15 protein-coding genes are annotated in these 16,286 nt (G+C 69.0%); 8 read left to right on the forward strand and 7 right to left on the reverse strand.

What is annotated here, in order from left to right; all coding sequences use genetic code 11:
- Positions 1 to 16: 16 nt before the first annotated feature.
- Positions 17 to 2,383, forward strand: a complete 2,367-nt coding sequence (locus tag ACIBGM_RS02120) for a glycosyl hydrolase (protein ID WP_396384199.1) — start codon at positions 17 to 19, stop codon at positions 2,381 to 2,383.
- Here ACIBGM_RS02120 and ACIBGM_RS02125 read toward each other — a convergent pair.
- Entirely contained in the window at positions 2,359 to 3,009 is a 651-nt protein-coding gene (locus ACIBGM_RS02125; RefSeq protein WP_360515704.1) for a hypothetical protein, read from the reverse strand. The genes ACIBGM_RS02120 and ACIBGM_RS02125 overlap by 25 nt on opposite strands.
- A gap of 113 nt (positions 3,010 to 3,122) precedes the next feature.
- Between ACIBGM_RS02125 and ACIBGM_RS02130 the strand changes: the two genes are divergently transcribed.
- The 4 genes from ACIBGM_RS02130 to ACIBGM_RS02145 are packed head-to-tail and all read left to right on the forward strand — an operon-like array spanning position 3,123 to position 6,401.
- Positions 3,123 to 4,052, forward strand: a complete 930-nt coding sequence (locus ACIBGM_RS02130; RefSeq protein WP_360515707.1) for an ABC transporter ATP-binding protein — start codon at positions 3,123 to 3,125, stop codon at positions 4,050 to 4,052.
- Positions 4,049 to 4,816, forward strand: a complete 768-nt coding sequence (locus ACIBGM_RS02135; RefSeq protein WP_396384200.1) for a hypothetical protein — start codon at positions 4,049 to 4,051, stop codon at positions 4,814 to 4,816. Before ACIBGM_RS02130 ends, ACIBGM_RS02135 begins: the two co-directional genes overlap by 4 nt.
- Entirely contained in the window at positions 4,813 to 5,940 is a 1,128-nt protein-coding gene (locus tag ACIBGM_RS02140; protein ID WP_396384201.1) for an FAD-dependent oxidoreductase, read from the forward strand. Before ACIBGM_RS02135 ends, ACIBGM_RS02140 begins: the two co-directional genes overlap by 4 nt.
- Positions 5,941 to 5,954: 14 nt before the next feature.
- Positions 5,955 to 6,401 carry a hypothetical protein gene (locus tag ACIBGM_RS02145; protein ID WP_360515713.1) on the forward strand — a complete coding sequence of 149 codons (447 nt, stop codon included), beginning with the start codon at positions 5,955 to 5,957 and terminating at the stop codon, positions 6,399 to 6,401.
- Here the strand turns inward: ACIBGM_RS02145 and ACIBGM_RS02150 are convergent.
- From ACIBGM_RS02150 to ACIBGM_RS02175, 6 genes are all read right to left on the reverse strand, one after another.
- The gene (locus tag ACIBGM_RS02150) at positions 6,381 to 6,806 is read right to left on the reverse strand and encodes a DUF1801 domain-containing protein (RefSeq protein ID WP_396384202.1); all 426 of its coding nucleotides are present in this window, start codon (positions 6,804 to 6,806) and stop codon (positions 6,381 to 6,383) included. The two genes, ACIBGM_RS02145 and ACIBGM_RS02150, sit on opposite strands and share 21 nt — an antisense overlap.
- A gap of 12 nt (positions 6,807 to 6,818) precedes the next feature.
- Positions 6,819 to 8,744, reverse strand: coding sequence for a LamG-like jellyroll fold domain-containing protein (locus tag ACIBGM_RS02155; RefSeq protein ID WP_396384203.1), 1,926 nt, complete (start codon positions 8,742 to 8,744; stop codon positions 6,819 to 6,821).
- 48 nt (positions 8,745 to 8,792) lie between these two features.
- Complete coding sequence (locus tag ACIBGM_RS02160; RefSeq protein ID WP_360515722.1) at positions 8,793 to 9,188, reverse strand: hypothetical protein; 396 nt, start codon at positions 9,186 to 9,188, stop codon at positions 8,793 to 8,795.
- Positions 9,189 to 9,212: 24 nt separating this feature from the next.
- Positions 9,213 to 10,871, reverse strand: coding sequence for a heparinase II/III family protein (locus ACIBGM_RS02165; RefSeq protein ID WP_396384204.1), 1,659 nt, complete (start codon positions 10,869 to 10,871; stop codon positions 9,213 to 9,215).
- A 667-nt stretch (positions 10,872 to 11,538) separates the two neighbouring features.
- A complete protein-coding gene (locus ACIBGM_RS02170) occupies positions 11,539 to 11,904 on the reverse strand; it encodes a universal stress protein (protein WP_360515728.1) in 366 nt (121 codons plus the stop codon).
- A gap of 15 nt (positions 11,905 to 11,919) precedes the next feature.
- Positions 11,920 to 13,344 (reverse strand): sugar porter family MFS transporter, encoded by a 1,425-nt coding sequence (locus ACIBGM_RS02175; RefSeq protein WP_396384205.1) that lies wholly within the window; start codon positions 13,342 to 13,344, stop codon positions 11,920 to 11,922.
- 160 nt (positions 13,345 to 13,504) lie between these two features.
- Here ACIBGM_RS02175 and ACIBGM_RS02180 point away from each other — a divergent pair, with 160 nt between their 5' ends.
- Genes ACIBGM_RS02180 through ACIBGM_RS02190 form a run of 3 tightly spaced genes read left to right on the forward strand, consistent with a single transcriptional unit; the run spans position 13,505 to position 16,286 of the window.
- The gene (locus tag ACIBGM_RS02180) at positions 13,505 to 14,443 is read left to right on the forward strand and encodes a TIM barrel protein (RefSeq protein WP_396384206.1); all 939 of its coding nucleotides are present in this window, start codon (positions 13,505 to 13,507) and stop codon (positions 14,441 to 14,443) included.
- A complete protein-coding gene (locus tag ACIBGM_RS02185; protein ID WP_396384207.1) occupies positions 14,440 to 15,423 on the forward strand; it encodes a Gfo/Idh/MocA family oxidoreductase in 984 nt (327 codons plus the stop codon). The genes ACIBGM_RS02180 and ACIBGM_RS02185 overlap by 4 nt, the downstream gene beginning before the upstream one ends.
- Positions 15,420 to 16,286 carry a sugar phosphate isomerase/epimerase family protein gene (locus ACIBGM_RS02190; RefSeq protein ID WP_396384208.1) on the forward strand — a complete coding sequence of 289 codons (867 nt, stop codon included), beginning with the start codon at positions 15,420 to 15,422 and terminating at the stop codon, positions 16,284 to 16,286. Before ACIBGM_RS02185 ends, ACIBGM_RS02190 begins: the two co-directional genes overlap by 4 nt.

Consider the following 16,286-nt stretch of genomic DNA (forward strand, 5'->3'; position numbering starts at 1 on the left):
GCGGAGGTCGGGACCTGTGCCGACGGTGGACGACGTACGACGGCAGTTCGCGGAACCGCCGCCCGACGGGCGGCCGATGATGCGCTGGTGGTGGTTCGGTCCGGCCGTCGACCAGCGCGAGCTGCGCCGCCAGCTGGAGGCGATGGCGGCGGCCGGGCTCGGTGGTGTCGAGGTCGCGTTCGTCTACCCGATGAGCTCGGTGGACGCGCCGTTCGGGTCTGACAAGTTCCTGCAGGACGTGGGGTTCGCGGCGCGGACCGCGCGCGAGCTGGGGCTGCGGTTCGACCTCACCCTGGGCAGCGGCTGGTCCTTCGGCGGCGGCCACATCGGCCCGGCGCTGGCCGCGCGCCGGCTGACCTGGGACCGCCGCGAGATCGGCGGCGAGGCGTACGACGTCCCGGTGGTCGCGGGCTGGCCCGGTGACGAGGTGGTCGCGGCGTTCGTCGGGGCCGGGTCGGCCGGGCTGCCCACGTCGTACGACGAAGTTGCTGTGAGCAACGGGATGCTCCGGGTGCCGGCCGGGAACGGACCGCGGGAGGTGCTGATCGCGACCTCGCGGCTGACCGGGCAGAACGTCAAGCGGGCCGCGGCCGGCGCCGAAGGCCCGGTGCTCGACCACTACTCGCGGGCCGCGGCCGAGGAGCACATCAGGTCGGTGGCCGAGCCGCTGCTGGCGGCAGCCACGCCGGAGCTGGTCGGGTCGGTCTTCTGCGACAGCCTGGAGGTCTACCAGGCCGACTGGACGCCGTCGATCTTCGAGGAGTTCGCCCGTCGGCGCGGGTACGAGTTGCGGCCGCGGCTGTGGGAGCTGCGGACGGAGTCCCAGGTCCGCATCGACTTCTATCGCACGTTGTCGGAGCTGTACGAGGACAACTTCGTCACCGTCTTCCAGCGCTGGGCGGCGGCGCACGACGTGCCGTTCCGGATCCAGTCGTACGGCGAACCGCCCGCGACGATGAGCAGCTACCGCCATGCCGACCTGTTCGAGGGCGAGGGCTGGGGATGGACCGGGCTGCCCGAGACGCGGTGGGCCTCGTCGGCGGCAAGTATCTACGGCCGTTCGGTCGTCTCGGCCGAGGCGTGGACGTGGGTGCACTCACCGTCGTTCCGGGCGACTCCGCTCGACCTCAAGGGCGAGGCGCACGAGCACTTCCTGTCCGGCGTCAACCAGCTGATCGGCCACGGCTGGCCGTACTCGCCGTCCGGTGAGCCCGGCCTCGGCTGGATCTTCTACGCCGCGGGCGCCCTCGACGACCGCAACCCCTGGTGGCCGGTCGCTTCGGACCTCTTCGGCTATCTGCACCGGCTGTCCTGGCTCCTGCAGCAAGGCACGCCGGTCCGGCCGGTCAAGGTGTACGTCCCGGCCGCCGACGCCTACGCCACCGGGTCCTTGAACCTCTATCGCACCGTACGGCGATTGATCGGCGCCGAGATCCCGCGGACGATCCGCGAGTCCGGGCTGGACTTCGACCTGATCGACGACGACGCGATCGGCGTGGTCGACCCGGCCGGCGTTTCGCTGGTCGTCGTACCTCCGTCGGCGACCGTGACGGCGGACACCGCGCGGTGGCTGGATGCGGTGGTCGCGGCCGGGGGAGTGGTGGTCGATGACGTCGCCGAGCTTCCGGATCAGCTGCCCGAGCGGTTGCCGGACGACGTCGGTGTGGTGCATCGGCGGCTCGACGACGGGGATGTCTACTTCGTCGCGAACACGGGCAACCAGATGCGGACCTTCAGTTGTGATGCCGTGGTTGTGGAACTGTGGGACGCCGCGACCGGCGCGACCAGGGTGTCGTCGGGCTCGGTGACGTTGCATCCGTATCAGGCAGTTGTCCTCGTGCCGGTCGGCGATGGTGAGGAGCGCTTGGTGGTCGACGTGCCGTTGCGGACAGTCGAGGGTTCGTGGCAGGTCGATCCAGCTCGGTTGGCCGCGACAGGCTCGGCGTCGTACGAGGTCGAGGTCGAGCTTCCGGCCGTCGACGACCGGATCGTGCTGGACTTCGGTGACGGGTCGTCGGCCGAGCGGGACAGCTATCTGCCGGAGCACTCCTACCAGGCGTTGATCTCGTCGCCGGTCGGTGTCGCGGCCGAGGTCTGGGTCAATGGGACCCGGTGCGGGACGCTCTGGGCGCCGCCGTACCGGATCGACATCACCGCTGCCGCGAGGGCGGGATCCAACTCGCTGCTGATCGTGGTCTACAGCACTGCCACGAGCGCCTTGGCTGCGGACCAGCACCTGCCGGAGCTGGTCGAGTCCGTCACCGCTCGCTTCGGCCGGCGGTTCGATCTGCAGGACGTCGAGCACGCGGCCGACTTCGAGGACTCCGGACGGATCGAGCCACCGGCCATCGTGCTGCGTCAGCTCGGGAAGCGCGGCTCGTAGCTCCGCGAGACCTCGTGCACCTTGCGGAGGCCGACGTACGCGAGGAGGGCCACGACCACGACGGCCGTGCCGGCGGCGACCAGGGTACGCACGGTGTGTCCGGCGCCGGCCGCCTCGCAGATCACCGCCGCCAGCACACCGGTGACCACCGAGTTGATGACGCCGACGACCACCGGTGACCCGGACAGCCAGTGCGTCACCCCGATCCGGCGGCGGAAGCTGTAGGTCGTCCAGATCCCCGGTGGGTCGTCGTGGTGGCTCGCGATGAAGTACGGCTCGAGCTCCGGTGCGAGCTCGACGTACGCGTGCCGCAACCGGTTCATGCCGATGATCAGCCAGGTGTCCTCGATGTCCGCCTCGATCAGCCGGAAGTACGTCCCGAACCCGACCAGCAGCACCACCGGCAGCACCAGCAGCGCGAACGTCGTGAACCCGGAGCCGAACCCGGTCGCGTTCGCCACCAGCGACAACGCCACCACGGCCGCCGACAGCACGGTCAGGTACGTCCCGGTCCGGCTGAAGATCTCCTGCCACGTCATCCCACGCGTCGCCAGCAAACTCCAGTGCTCGGTCGCCAAAAACTGCGCATGCGTCTTCCCGGCATCAACATCCCTGAGCTCTCCCATTCCCCGAGTGTGACTGCCGCCACAGCGTTCCGGCCACGGCGTGAGCGGGGCACGCGATCGAGAGTCGTTGGTTGGGTGTTGACAGTCGATAGGTGAACATCGATTATCGATAGGTGATCAGTATCCGGGGATTGACCAAGCGGTACGGCGACGTGCTGGCGGTGGACGAGTTGAGCTTCGAGGTGCCGGCCGGGCAGGTGACCGGGTTCCTCGGGCCGAACGGGGCGGGGAAGTCGACCACGATGCGGATCGTGATGGGCCTCGACCGGCCGACGGCGGGGACGGCGCTGGTGAACGGGCAGCGGTTCGTCGAGCTCACCGAGCCGCTCAACCAGGTGGGGGCGCTGCTCGACGCGGGCGCGATGCATCCGGGCCGGACCGGGCGCGGGCATCTGCGGATCGGTGCCCGGAGCAACGGGATTCCGCTGCGGCGGGTCGAGGAGGTCATCGAGCAGGTCGGGCTCGGGTCCGCGGCGCGGCGGCGGATCAAGGGGTACTCGCTGGGAATGCGGCAACGGCTGGGGATCGCGGCCGCGTTGCTGGGCGACCCGCAGGTGCTGCTGTTCGACGAGCCGGTGAACGGGCTCGACCTCGACGGGGTCCGGTGGATCCGGGCGCTGCTGCGCGGGTTCGCCGACGAGGGCCGGACCGTGCTGGTGTCCAGCCACCTGATGAGCGAGATGCAGCTGATCGCCGACCGCATCGTCATCATCGGCCGCGGCCGGCTGATCGCCGAGGCGCCGGTCGACGAGATCCTGCGCGGCCTGGGTGGTCAGCGGGTCCGCATCCGCACACCGCAGATCGACGTACTGCAAGAGGCCTTGGCCGATCGGGCCGCCGTGGAGCGGACCGCGGCGGACGAGCTGGAGGTGACCGGTCTGACCGCCAAGGAGCTCGGCGATCTCGCCTACTCGCTGGGCCTGCCCGTGCATCACCTGGCCGGGCTCGAGCAGTCGCTCGAACACGCCTACCTCGCGTTGACCGAGGAGAGCGTCGACTACCACGGCAGTGCGCCGGCGTACGCGGACGGAGCGAACAAATGAGCACCCCGACTGTCCTCGCCCGTACCGGCACCGCCGAGTGGAGCCGGCTGTGGAGCGTCCGCTCGACCTGGATCTTCGCGATCGCGACCGCCATCGTCGTCCTCGGCTTCGCCACGATCATGGGGTACGACGTCTCCGACGACCCGACCGGTCCCGGTCCGGACGCGACTGCGTGGGACGGCGGCCGCTTCACGGCGATGTTCGCGCTGTTCGGCGTACTCGCGTTGTCCGTCGTCACCAGCACCGCCGACCACGGCACCGGCGGCATCGTGCCGACCTTGCAGTGGACGCCACGCAGAGGCGTGCTGCTCGCCGCCCGGACCACAGTCATCGCGGCCACGATGACGTTGCTGGGTGTCGTGCTCGTGGCTGCGGCCAGCGTTGTCGTCTGGTCGTTCCGGCCGTCGCTCGGGCTGCCGCTCGGCGAAGGAATCAAGTCACTCGCCGAACTCGCCTTCGTGTGGGCCGCCGGTGCGCTGCTCGGGATCGGGTTGGGCTTGCTGACGCGCAGTACGGCGGCCGCGCTGGTCAGCGTGATCGCGCTCATGTTCGTGCTACCGCTGATCCTGGCGCAGCTCCCGTACGACTGGACCGTCACGATGTCCGCCCGCATGCCCGGCTCCAGCGCGCTCTTCCTGATCTTCGGCGAGGGGCCGCGCGACGACATGACGACGATCTCGGCCAGGCTCACGCTCGGGCTGTGGGCCATCGCGCTCGTCGTTGCCGGCGGGTTGCGGCTGATCCGGACCGACGCCGACCGATGAGCACCAGCGACGTACTGGTGGTGGGAGCCGGGCTGGCCGGGCTTCACACGGCCACGTTGCTGGCTCAGCACGGGCATGACGTCCTGCTGGTGGAACGCCGTACCAGCTTGACCACTGCGATTCGGACCACGGGCATCTTCGTGCGGAAGACGCTCGATGATTTTGCGTTGCCTGCCGAGTGCCTCGGGCCGCCGATCCGTCGGGTGGTGCTCTACCCGCCGGATCTGCGGCGGCCGGTGGCGTTGGTCAGCAAGCGCGACGAGTACCGGGTGGGCGACATGGGGCCTCTCTACCTGGCGGCGGCCGAGCGAGCGGTGGCGGCAGGCGTACGGATCGCGCTGGGCACGCGGTATGCGGGCTGGCGCAGTGGCGCCTTTCATCTGGTCGATCGTGACGGGCCGACTCAGGTGCGGGCCCGGTACGTCGTCGGAGCGGACGGAGCGCGGTCCCGGGTGGCGCGGGATCTCGGCCTGGATCGCAACAGCCACCTGCTCGTCGGGGCCGAGGAGGTCTTCTCGATCCCGTCGAGCGCGGAGCCGCCGACGTTCCACTGTGTGCTCGACCCGTCGATTGCTCCTGGCTATCTCGCGTGGGTGGTCAACGACGGGCAGCATGCGCATGTCGGTGTCGCGGGCTACTCCGATCGCTATCCGGACGGCATGCGCAAAGCCCTGCAACGGTTCAGCAAGGAGGCGCCGGGATTGGCCGGCGTCAACCGGCCGGTCGACGTGGAGCGGCGTGGCGGGCCGATCCCGGTCGGCGGTCTGTTGCGGCGAATCGGCTGTGCCGACGGCTTGCTCGTCGGCGACGCGGCCGGGGCAGTCTCACCGCTCACCGCAGGCGGTCTCGATCCCTGTCTACGCTTGTCCTCGCTTGCGGCCGAGGTCCTCGACAGCGCGCTCCGAGGCGGCGCGGCTGCATTGCCCGCGTACGACGGTGCCGCCTTGCGTGCGCACTTCCGCGGGCGGCTGATGTTGCGCCGAGGCTTGGCCCAGGTGCGCACACCGGCTGCGGCATCCCTCGCGTTCACCTTGCTCCGCACCCGTCCGGGACAGCTGGCCGCTCGCCGCATCTTGTTCGGCGACAGGTCCTTCCCCACCCGGACGGAGGCATGGTCGCGGTGATTTAGGGTGGGACGGTGGAGAGTGAGCCGAGTTGGCGCGAGAAGCGACGTGAGGCGTCTGCCGCCCACGCGGCCGCGCTCGAGCAGCGCAAGGCGGCTGAGACCGCTCAGGCCCGTGCCCTGCTGACAGACTTCGTCCAGCAACTGCGGGCCAGAGGTGTCGAGCCCCAGGCGCTCCGTGCACCCGTGACGGGCTCGAGCGCCAGCTACCGGACCGACATCACCGGCTGGTACCTCCGCCGCAACCACTCACTCGCCGTCGACACCGACGCCAACTTCTACATCCTCGGCACCGCCGCCAGCGTGAAGTCCCGCGTCCTGGGCGTCCGGATCCTGCCCTCCGACCCACCTCTCACCGTCGGCCTCGGCGCCCGCGACGGCGAATCCATGCCGTTGCAGCAGTTGCTGGCCCTCCGCCTCGAAGAGGTCGACAGCCGGCCGTCAGATACCGGTACGAGTTGAGACAGCGATCAGTTCGCGGACAGCAGGTCGCCGCACCTCCTCGAGAGTGGTGAGTTTGAGGCTCCGCATGCTGAGCGTGCCGCCGACCTGACGGCCGCCTGCGGTAGGCAGGAGGCCGTCAGGGTCGGGGAGCTCACCGCCGCGGTAGAAGCCGAGGGTGACGTGGTTCTTGAACGGCATCAGGTAGGCAAACTGCTCGGTGTACTTCTTCGGCCCGACACCCCAACCGACCGAGCCCTGCTTCTTCCAGACCACCTCGACGGTCCCGGGCAGGACGTCGTACACCAGGTCGCGTACGGCGCGGGCGAGCGACTGGACGTGGTCGCTCGACTCGGCGATGACCGACTCGAAGTCCGCGTCGTTGTCGCGGCCCTCCTGGTTCACGACGCCTGCTGCTTCCGCCATGGCTGCAGTTTGTCAGAGCGGCACGCCCCAGGCGGCGAAGGCGGTTGGGGCGGAGTCGTAGTACTGGCCGGGGTTCTCGAAGAGCCAGCGGATGTTGGTGGCGCTGATCGGGGTGTCGAACAGGCGGAGGTCGTCGACGTCGGCCACGGACGAGTCGGGATCGTCGCCGCCGACGTGGAGCTCGGTCGGTTGGAGGAGCGCGCCGACCGAGTAGGACTCGACCGAGAAGACCTTGCCGTCGAGGTAGAAGTGGATCGTCTTCTGGTCGCACGACGCGGCCACGTGGGTCCACGTCTCGGCGGCGATCGGCCCTCGGGACGAGCTGATGATGCCGGTGGTGCCGCCCGTGCCGAACAGCCGGACCCAGAACAGCCCGTCGAGCCGGCCCGCGTGCGCCACCTCGTCCTCGGCGTTCCGCAGCACCAGGAAGCGAGCGCCGCTGCTGCTCGAGCGGCACTTCACCCACGCCGAGAACGCCCACCCGGGCGGCGAGGCCGGCCAGGTGAGGGAGGTCCGCGACGCGCCCGGACCGGTGCCGCTGGCTCCGAGCGCCGTACCTTCGATGCCGGTCACCCACGACCCGGCCGCCGTGAGCGTGAGGTCGTTGGCGGACGGCGACTTGTCGTCGACCACGCTCCCGGTGCTCTCGTTGAAGTGATAGACACCCCGGGCGACATTCGCCGGCCGGTACGGCGTGACGACGGGAGCGCCGGCCCAGTAGCCCGACGACACCTCGGCGAGGAAGTTCTTGGTGAACGTCAGGTAGTCGTACGCCACCTGACCACCGGCCGTCGCGTCGCCACCGACGTACAACTGGTCCAGGCCGTCGATGGTCGGGGACACGTGCGGGACGCCGTCGCCGATGTTCACCGTCGCCTGGTCGGTGTCGAGCCGGACCTGCACGTACGTCGGGTTGATCGCGAACTGGAACCGGGTCCACTGGCCGACGGTCAGGGCCGCCGTACTGGTCACCGGCACGGTCCCGTCGTCGATGGTCGTCCAGGTGGCGGTGACGGTCCGGTTGGTGTTCACCACGACGCGGACCCGCGCGTTGCCCAGCGCGTCGTTGATCGCGAGGATCGGCGCGGCCGAGCCAACCGGCGCGGCGTCAAGTCGGAGCCAGCCGCAGATGGCGAGCCGGTCGCAGTCGGGGAAGCCGATCGCCCCGGATGCACCGGCCGCGGCCGTCCCGGAGACCAGCGCACCGCCGTAGAGGCCGGTCGTGAAACTGGCCGACCCGGCGACCGTCAGGTCGTGACCGTAGCTGCCGAAGTCCTCGGCGGTCTCGTGGTCGAACGGGTAGATCGCCAGCTGATGGTCGATCTGCTCCGCCGCGACCAGGGTCGGCCAGTACGCCGCCTCGACCGGGTCGTTCCACCAGCGCAGGTCGTCGATGATCCCGTCGAGCGCCTCGGAGCTGGTCAACGCGTTCCGCCCGGCCTCGACGGTCGCCTCGGTGCCGGAGTAGGCGATCGTCGCGGTCGCGTTGACGGACAACACCTGGACGCCGTCCACGGCGATCTTCACGGTGTCGGTGGCCGGCGTCGCGTCGTACGTGACGAGCACGTGGTGCTCCTGACCGTCACGGATGCTCGTGGTCGTGCTGTACGTCGCTCCGGCGATCTTCGCCTCCACATTGCCGGAGGCGTTGGAGGCGTACACGGCCCAGTTGAGCGTCCCGCCGCTGGTCGCGGACGCGATGCACCGCGCCGCGGCCGTCGAGTTGTTCAACTGCACCCAGGCCGCGACCGACAGTCCACCGTCGGTGTTGAGCGGATAGAAGTCGTCCCCGGGCTTCGGCGGCCGGACGACGACCCGCATCGCACCCCCGGTGCAGTTCAGCCCATTGCCGTACCGCCCCGCCACCACCGCGGCCGACCCAACAATCGTGCCGTGCAGGAAGTACCCCGCCACATCCCGAACCGTCGTCCCGTTCACCGTCTCCGCATTGAACGTATACCCCGCTGACTGCGCCACGGCCGGGCCTCAGCTAGTGCGCCGTACGCGGACGGTCACGGTCAGGTCGGCGCCTGCGGTCGTGGAGCCGACCTGGTCTACGTCGACGGTCAGGTAGTCGCCGGCGGCGAGGGTGGTGACGGCTGGGTCGTTGCCGGTGGCGGTGTTGGTGCCGGCGGCGATGGTCGGGCGCTTCGACTGGTCGGTGTAGATCGTCGTGCCGTTCCTGTTCAGGTCGATGATCAGGGCGGCGCCGGTCGGGGCCGTGTTGACGGCGGCTCGGACGGTCTCGACGGCGTACGCCTCCTCGAGGTAGATCCGTGACTTGCCGGTGGCTACCGCGACGGTCCCGGTGACGGCGAACGTGTGGGCTTCGATCGGGACGACGAGTACGCCGTCGATGGTCAAGGTCCCCTGGATCTGCATCTGTGTGTTCCCCCCTGTGCCCTTCTACTTGATCCGGGTCAGGCGGCCGTTGGCGGTGACCCGGATGGTGGTCTTGCGTTTCCCGACGGTCAGGTCGACGAAGAACATATCGCCGGTGGTTCTGGTGCTGAAGGCAACGGTCTCGCCGCGGTTCGCCGGCACCAGCGCGGACAGGATGGTGGCGGTCGGGCCGCTGCGGTTGAACTTCACCACCGGCGCCGGCTGCCGGTCGAAGATGGTCGGGAAGTACCAGCCCTGCACAGGGTCCGCGGAGCCTTGCACGACCGTGATCGCGTTGGCCGGCAGCGCCTGCTGGTAAGGGATCTGCAGCAGGTGGGTCTTGACCTTGTCGCCGGGCTTGGCCGCGACCGCGGTGGTGGGGGAGGTGACCGTGACCTTCTGGTCGGCCGGCAGGTGCCATAACGTCTCGTAGTGCTGCTCGGTGCCCGACCGCCCGCGGTCCAGCGTGATGACGAGGTCGGGATCCTTCAGCACCAGGACGTCGCGGGTCCGCTCCACTCCTTCGGCCGGGGTGTCGGCGAGCGCGTAGTACTCCGAGGTGTCCGCGATCGCCGCGCTGACCAGCCGCGTCTCGGCCCCGGTGCCCTTGGCCGTCGGGACGTACATCACGTTGTGCGCCGAGTGGTGCTTCGTCCAGGCCTGCCACTTGTCGTCCTCGTAACCGGAGTGGCCCGGGTCGATCAGGATGTCCCGCCCGTGCGAGGTGTAGGTGATCGACGTGTGGTCGTTGTGACCGTGGTACCGGCGTCCCGGCCCGAACCTGATCGTGTACGTCGACTCCTCGGTGAACGCCCGCGTCTCACCCCACCCGGTCCGCCCGAAGATGTAGCCGGCGTCGAACACACCCGTTCGCTGGCTCGGCCGGTTCCCCTTCTTGCCGAGCGTGGCGGCGTACTCCAGGGAGGTCCCGGGTACGGCGTCCGGCTTCTGGCGGATCGCGTCGCCGACCTGGGGGAGTTGCCCGGTCGAGGTGGTCGCGAGCGCGAGCCACTCCGCGAGAGCACGGCGCCTCTGGTCGATGACGGGACTCGGATCCGCGCCGCACCGGTGCAGCACGGTGCTCGCCCGGCCCCACAGGTTGTAGTTGAACATGGCATACCCGATCGACTGCTCGTTCGTCGATCCCTGCACGTCGATCGCGGTCGTGATCGCCTCGGTCAGCCGTTCGACGGCGAGCGTCTTCAGCTCGGGCCGGCCGAGCGTGCAGCCGACGCCGAACATCGCGATGCTCTCGTCCGTGCCGTGGTTCGACGGCCCGCTCCAGACCTCCGTCATGAACCTGGCGTGGTCGAGCAGCGCCTGATCGAGCCAGGCGTACTGCGGCGGGAGTTGCCGGACCTTCAGACCCGACAGCACCGCCTGGCGCGCACAGATCAGCACGTTGGTCCGATGCATGGTCGACTCCCACGCGCCGACGTCGCCCTTCCACGAGTACGGGTTGTCCCGCACCCAGTCCTGGATGATCGCCATGACGTGCGTCAGTGCCTGTCGGTCACCTTTCCCGCCGGCGGTGATGCCCTGCCCGAGCCACCGCAGCGAGTGCAACCACATGTACCAGCTCGGCTTGCTGTACGGATCCGACCGCCACCGGATGTCGCCGTTCCCGTCACCCACCTGGTAAGGCGGATCGTCGCCCCAGGCAAACGTGTCCCGCAGCAGCATCGGCAGGGGCACCTTCGCTTCGATCCCGCTGAAACCGGCGCACTGATAGGTCCCGGTCCGCGCAACGGGCGTCGACCCGGAGGAGGACGGCGACTTGGACGGCGACGGCGCTGGGCTGCTGACTGGTGGCTCACTGGGGCTGGGCGACCCCGGAGCCGTGGCCGCCACACTCCGCTCTCGCTGCTTCGGCATCAGCACCGTCACCGCGCCCGCAAACGCGACAGCACACACGACCAGGCACACCACAGCCAGCCCGACCGTGCTCCCCGCCCGCCGCGACGACACCCCAGTCACCCCCACCCGCCCCACCGGTCTAACGGTGTATACCAGAACCGTCCCAGCCGATCCAGTACCAGTAAAGACGCAGTGGACCCCACCAAAGGCTGCACCGCCGCCCGAACTCAGTCGTACTGCGCTTGCACGATGTCGAGAAGGAGCTCGTCGTAGCCCCGGTAGCCGGCCCCGAGCAGCCACTCACTGCGGACCCGACCAGCCCGATCACGGTACTGGCCGGGGATCCACCGACGTGGCCGATCAGCTCCTGAACCCGTTCGACGAACACCAGCCGGTCCAGCCGGTCCGAGCCCAACGACTCGATCGGCTCGTCGACCCACCAGTTCCCCTCCCCACCCCACATGCCAGAGCATGCCCCACCACGAGCACTTCGTCAGTCCCGGTCCTCATTGATCTTCACGGCGAGGACCGGGATGGGGGATTCGAGCAGGAGGCGTTGGCTGATGCTGCCGAGGAGAGCCTTGCCGACCGGGGACCGGCGCTTGACCCCGATCACCAGCCGGCGCGCGCCGTACTCCTGGATGTCGGCAAGCACCGCGTCGGCCGGGTCCCGGTCGGACCTGCCGTGCCGCTCCAGGACGGTGACCTTGGTGGTCGAGGGGATGGACGACGTGTCCAGGGGTTTGAGCGCGAGGTTGACGGCGACCAGATCGGTGCCGAGCAGGTCGGCTTCGGCGGCCGCGGCGGCAAGGGCGGCGACGCCTTCGGGGCTGTCGGGTACGGCGACCATCACAGTCATCGGGGTACGACCTTTCTACGTGTGCGCGGCCTTGAACGAGTCCTCGAACTGTTCGAGGGTGACGCCCCGGGTTTCGGGGACTGAGGTGGCGATGAAGATCAGGGCGAAGACGCCGAGACCGGCGAAGATGAAGAAGGTGGGGGCGATGCCGACCGAGGACACCACCGGGGGGAAGCCGAAGGCGACGCCGGCGTTGGCGATCCAGAGGCAGAAGACGCAGACGCCCATCGCGAAGCTGCGGATCTTCAACGGGAACATCTCGGCCAGCAGCAGCCACACCAGGGGGCCGATGGTGCCCTGCATCGAGAACACGAACAGGACCGCGAACACCAGCAGCACGTACGGTTTTGCCGCGTTGTCCGGCATCAGCAGCGCGGTCAGCCCGACCAGCAGGTGGAAGCTCGTGGTGAGAGCGAAGCCACCGAGCAGCATCGTCCGGCGGTTGATCTTGTTCATCACCAGGATGCCGACCGAGATACCGAGCACGCTGGCCAGACCGAACAGGGTGTTCCCGAGGATCGCGGCCTCCGCCGAGAAGCCGGCATCCTCGAGCAGTTGACTGCCGTAGTACATGATCGAGTTGATCCCGGTGAATTGCTGGAACACCCCGAGCCCGATCCCGATCAGCAGCAACCGCCGGATCCACGGCACCGCCAGGTCCGCCCAGCCGCCGGTCTGCGCCGCCTTCTCCTCCTCAGCGAGCGCCCGTACTTCGGCCAGCTCAGCCTCGGCCCGCTCGGGCGAGCGCACCTGCTTCAGCACGGCCAGCGCCTGCGGGTCCCGGTCCTGTGACGACAACCACCGCGGGCTCTCCGGCATCCGCAGCATGCCGAGGAACAGCAGGATGGCCGGCAGTACAGCGACCAGCAGCATGAACCGCCAGACCGAGTCGTGCTCACCCCAGAGCTGGAAGATGATCGCGTTGACCACGAAGGCCGCGAACTGACCGGACACGATCATCACCTCGTTGCGGGTGACCAGGCTGCCGCGTCGTTCGTACGGCGACACTTCGGCCAGGTACACCGGGACGGTCGCGGAGGCGCCGCCGACCGCCAGCCCGAGGATGAACCGGAAGATCGCCAGCACCTGCCAGGTCGGCGCGAGCACGCAGCCGAGCGTGCCGAGGGCGAAGATCGTGGCCAGCATGAGGATGTTGTGCCGGCGGCCGTACCGGTCGGACAGCCGGCCGCCGATCAGCGCGCCGAACGCGGCGCCGAAGATCAGGATGCTGACCACGAAGCCCTCGGTGAACGCGGTCAGGCCGAGGTCTTCCTTCATCGGGGCCAGCGCGCCGTTGATGACCCCGGTGTCGTACCCGAACAGCAGGCCACCGAAGGTGGCGACCACGGCGATCAGTCCCAGCCGGCCTGAGTGCGGGCCTGGGACGTCGGCGGGCAAGGTTGGATGGTGCTCCCCGGAAGTGCTGGTGGACTGTGTCATGGCGTACCTTCCGCTCCGCTACTAGCACGTGCTAGGCGTGATGTGGTCCGAGACACTAGGGCGGGGTCCGGAGTGCGTCAATAGCTCGTGCTGCCGTGGATTAGCACGTGCTAGTAGCTGAGGTCTTGACAGGACTAGCACGTGCTAGTTCTGATGAGGTGTGACCAAACTTTCCAAGCTCCGGCTCGGTACGGCGCCCGACTCCTGGGGTGTGTGGTTCGCCGACGATCCACACCAGGTGACCTGGGACGTCTACCTCGACGAGATCGCCGCGGTCGGCTACGTCCACACCGAGCTCGGTCCGCAGGGCTTCCTGCCGCAGGACCCCGAACAGTTGAAGGACGAGCTGGCCAGGCGCGGCCTGTCGGTCTGCGGCGGCACGGTCTTCGCCGCGCTGCACCAGGGCGCCGACGCGTTGCAGAAGGCGAAGGCCGACTTCGGCCGGGAGGCCAAGTTGCTCGCGGCCCTCGGCGCCGAGTACCTCGTGCATCTCCCGGAGCAGTACACCGACATGCACACCGGCGCGGCAACCCAGGATGCCGAGATCGACCCGGACCAATGGAAGAACCTGGTCACCGGCACCGACGAGTTGGCCCGCTACCTCTACGAGTCGTACGGCGTGAAGCTCGTCTTCCACCCGCACGTCGACACGCACGTCGACACCCAGCAGCGCATCGAACGCTTCTTGGCCGACACCGACCCCGAGTTGGTGAACCTCTGCCTGGACACCGGCCACATCGCGTACTGCGAGGGCGACAACCTCGAGATCGTCGAGCGCTTCCCGGAGCGGATCACCTACGTCCACCTCAAGTCGGTTGACCCGGCGGTCCGGGCCCGCGCCCTGGCCGAGAACCTGCCGCTGTCCGAGGCAGTCAAGCTCGGCGTGATGTGCGAGCCGCCGTACGGCGAACCCGACATGCCACCGCTGCTGGAGGCACTCGGCGGCCTGGACCGCGAGATCTTCTGCGTCATCGAGCAGGACCTCTACCCGGTCGAGCCGCACATCCCACTCCCGATCGGGGCACGCACCGCCGGGTACTACGCCGGCTGCGGCCTCGGTCCAATCCGCCGCTGGCCCTACGCGCCGGAGCAGTCATGACAGTCGCCATCGGAGTCATCGGCACCGGCATGATCGGTACGTCGCACATCCGTCGGATCACCGGCTCACTCTCGGGAGCCCGGATCAGCGCCGTCACCGACGCGGATCTCGCAGTGGCGAAGCAGGTGGCCGAGGATCTGCCGGGCGCCGAGGTGTTCGACACCGGCCAGGCGCTGATCGGGTCCGGCCGCGTCGACGCCGTACTCGTCACCTCGTGGGGACCGACGCACGAGGAGTTCGTGCTCGCGGCGATCGCGGCCGGCAAGCCGGTGTTCTGCGAGAAGCCGCTCGCCACCACCGCCGACGCGTGCCGGCGCATCATCGCCGCCGAGGTCGCGGCCGATCGTCGGCTCGTCCAGGTCGGATTCATGCGCCGCTACGACGCGGCGTACCGGCGGCTCAAGGCCGAGATCGAGTCGGGCGCACTCGGTGCACCGCTCATCTACTACTCGGCACACCGCAACCCGGCCGTGCCGAGCACCTACACCCGTGAGATGGCGATCGTCGACACCGCCGTGCACGACTTCGACATCGCTCGCTGGCTGCTCGGCGAGGAGCTTGTCGCGATCCGCGTCGTACCGGCGAAGCCGAACAGTCTCGGCAACGGTCTCCAGGATCCGCTGCTGATGATCGTGGAGACCGAGAGCGGCGCCCTGGTGAACGTCGAGACGAGCGTCAACATCCGCTACGGCTACGACATCCGCGGCGAGGCCGTGGGGGAGAAGGGGACCGCCACGCTCGCGGGTCCGGCCCGGGTGCCGGCCGACTGGCGGGAGCGGTTCACTCCCGCCTTCGACACCGAACTGCAGGAGTGGATCGACGCGATCGCCTCCGGCGCGGAGCCGGCCGGGCCGTCGTCCTGGGACGGTTACGCGGCCACGGTGGTCTGCGACGCAGGCGTGAAGTCCCTGGACACCCTCGACCGGGTGCCCGTCGTCCTCGGCGCCAAGCCGGCGCTCTACGAAAGGTCCGTGCGATGAAGATTGCCCTCGACCCGTACATGTTCCGTGCGACGCCGTTGCTCGAGCTGCCCGGTCTCGTCGCCGACCTGGGCTACGAGTACATCGAGCTGTCCCCGCGGGAGGACTTCACCCCGTTCTTCCTGCACCCACGCGCCAACGACGCAACCGTCAGCGCGTTCAAGAAGGCACTCGACGCGGCCGGCGTCCAGGTCGCCTGCCACCTGCCGCTCTACAGGTGGTCCGGCCCGGACGAGGACGAGCGCCAGGCCGCGGTCCGGTACTGGAAGCGGGCGATCCAGCTGACCGTCGAGTTGGACTGCCGGGTGATGAACTCGGAGTTCAACGGCCGCCCCGAACAGGCGAGTCGCAGCGAAGGCATGTTCTGGAAGTCACTCGAGGAACTCCTCCCGGTCTTCGAACGCGAGGGAGTGGAGCTCAGGCTGGAGCCGCACCCGGACGACTTCGTCGAGGACGGCCTGGTCGCCATCGACATGATCCGCGGCATCAACTCCCCGCTGGTCAGCTTCCTGTACTGCGCCCCGCACACCTTCCACATGGGCGGCAACATGGTCGAGATCCTGACCTACGCCGGCCCACTGCTGACGCACCTGCATCTGGCGGACTCGTTCGACCACACCGCGTCGTCCGGACTGCGCTACATCGTCAACCCACCCGGCTCGACCGCCCGCGTCCACCAGCACCTCGACATCGGCCAGGGCGAGGTCGACTGGGACACCTTCTTCACCACCCTCGGCCGGCTCGGCTTCGGCGACCGCGACGACACGATCATGACCTCGTGCGTGTTCGCCTGGGAGGACCGCGCCCGCGACTCGGCGACGTTCATGCGCGAGACCATCGCGAAATACGTCAGCGCCTGGTGA

Origin of the sequence: Kribbella sp. NPDC050470, from assembly GCF_044458365.1 — a bacterium.
Taxonomy (GTDB): Bacteria; Actinomycetota; Actinomycetes; order Propionibacteriales; family Kribbellaceae; genus Kribbella.

Coding starts and splice junctions, on each gene's coding strand:
- ACIBGM_RS02125 (WP_360515704.1), bottom strand. CDS start 3,009: ATGGGAGAGCTCAGGGATGTTGATGCCGGGAAGACGCATGCGCAGTTT.
- ACIBGM_RS02135 (WP_396384200.1), top strand. CDS start 4,049: ATGAGCACCCCGACTGTCCTCGCCCGTACCGGCACCGCCGAGTGGAGC.
- ACIBGM_RS02140 (WP_396384201.1), top strand. CDS start 4,813: ATGAGCACCAGCGACGTACTGGTGGTGGGAGCCGGGCTGGCCGGGCTT.
- ACIBGM_RS02150 (WP_396384202.1), bottom strand. CDS start 6,806: ATGGCGGAAGCAGCAGGCGTCGTGAACCAGGAGGGCCGCGACAACGAC.
- ACIBGM_RS02160 (WP_360515722.1), bottom strand. CDS start 9,188: ATGCAGATCCAGGGGACCTTGACCATCGACGGCGTACTCGTCGTCCCG.
- ACIBGM_RS02165 (WP_396384204.1), bottom strand. CDS start 10,871: ATGCTGCTGCGGGACACGTTTGCCTGGGGCGACGATCCGCCTTACCAG.
- ACIBGM_RS02170 (WP_360515728.1), bottom strand. CDS start 11,904: ATGACTGTGATGGTCGCCGTACCCGACAGCCCCGAAGGCGTCGCCGCC.
- ACIBGM_RS02175 (WP_396384205.1), bottom strand. CDS start 13,344: ATGACACAGTCCACCAGCACTTCCGGGGAGCACCATCCAACCTTGCCC.
- ACIBGM_RS02185 (WP_396384207.1), top strand. CDS start 14,440: ATGACAGTCGCCATCGGAGTCATCGGCACCGGCATGATCGGTACGTCG.
- ACIBGM_RS02190 (WP_396384208.1), top strand. CDS start 15,420: ATGAAGATTGCCCTCGACCCGTACATGTTCCGTGCGACGCCGTTGCTC.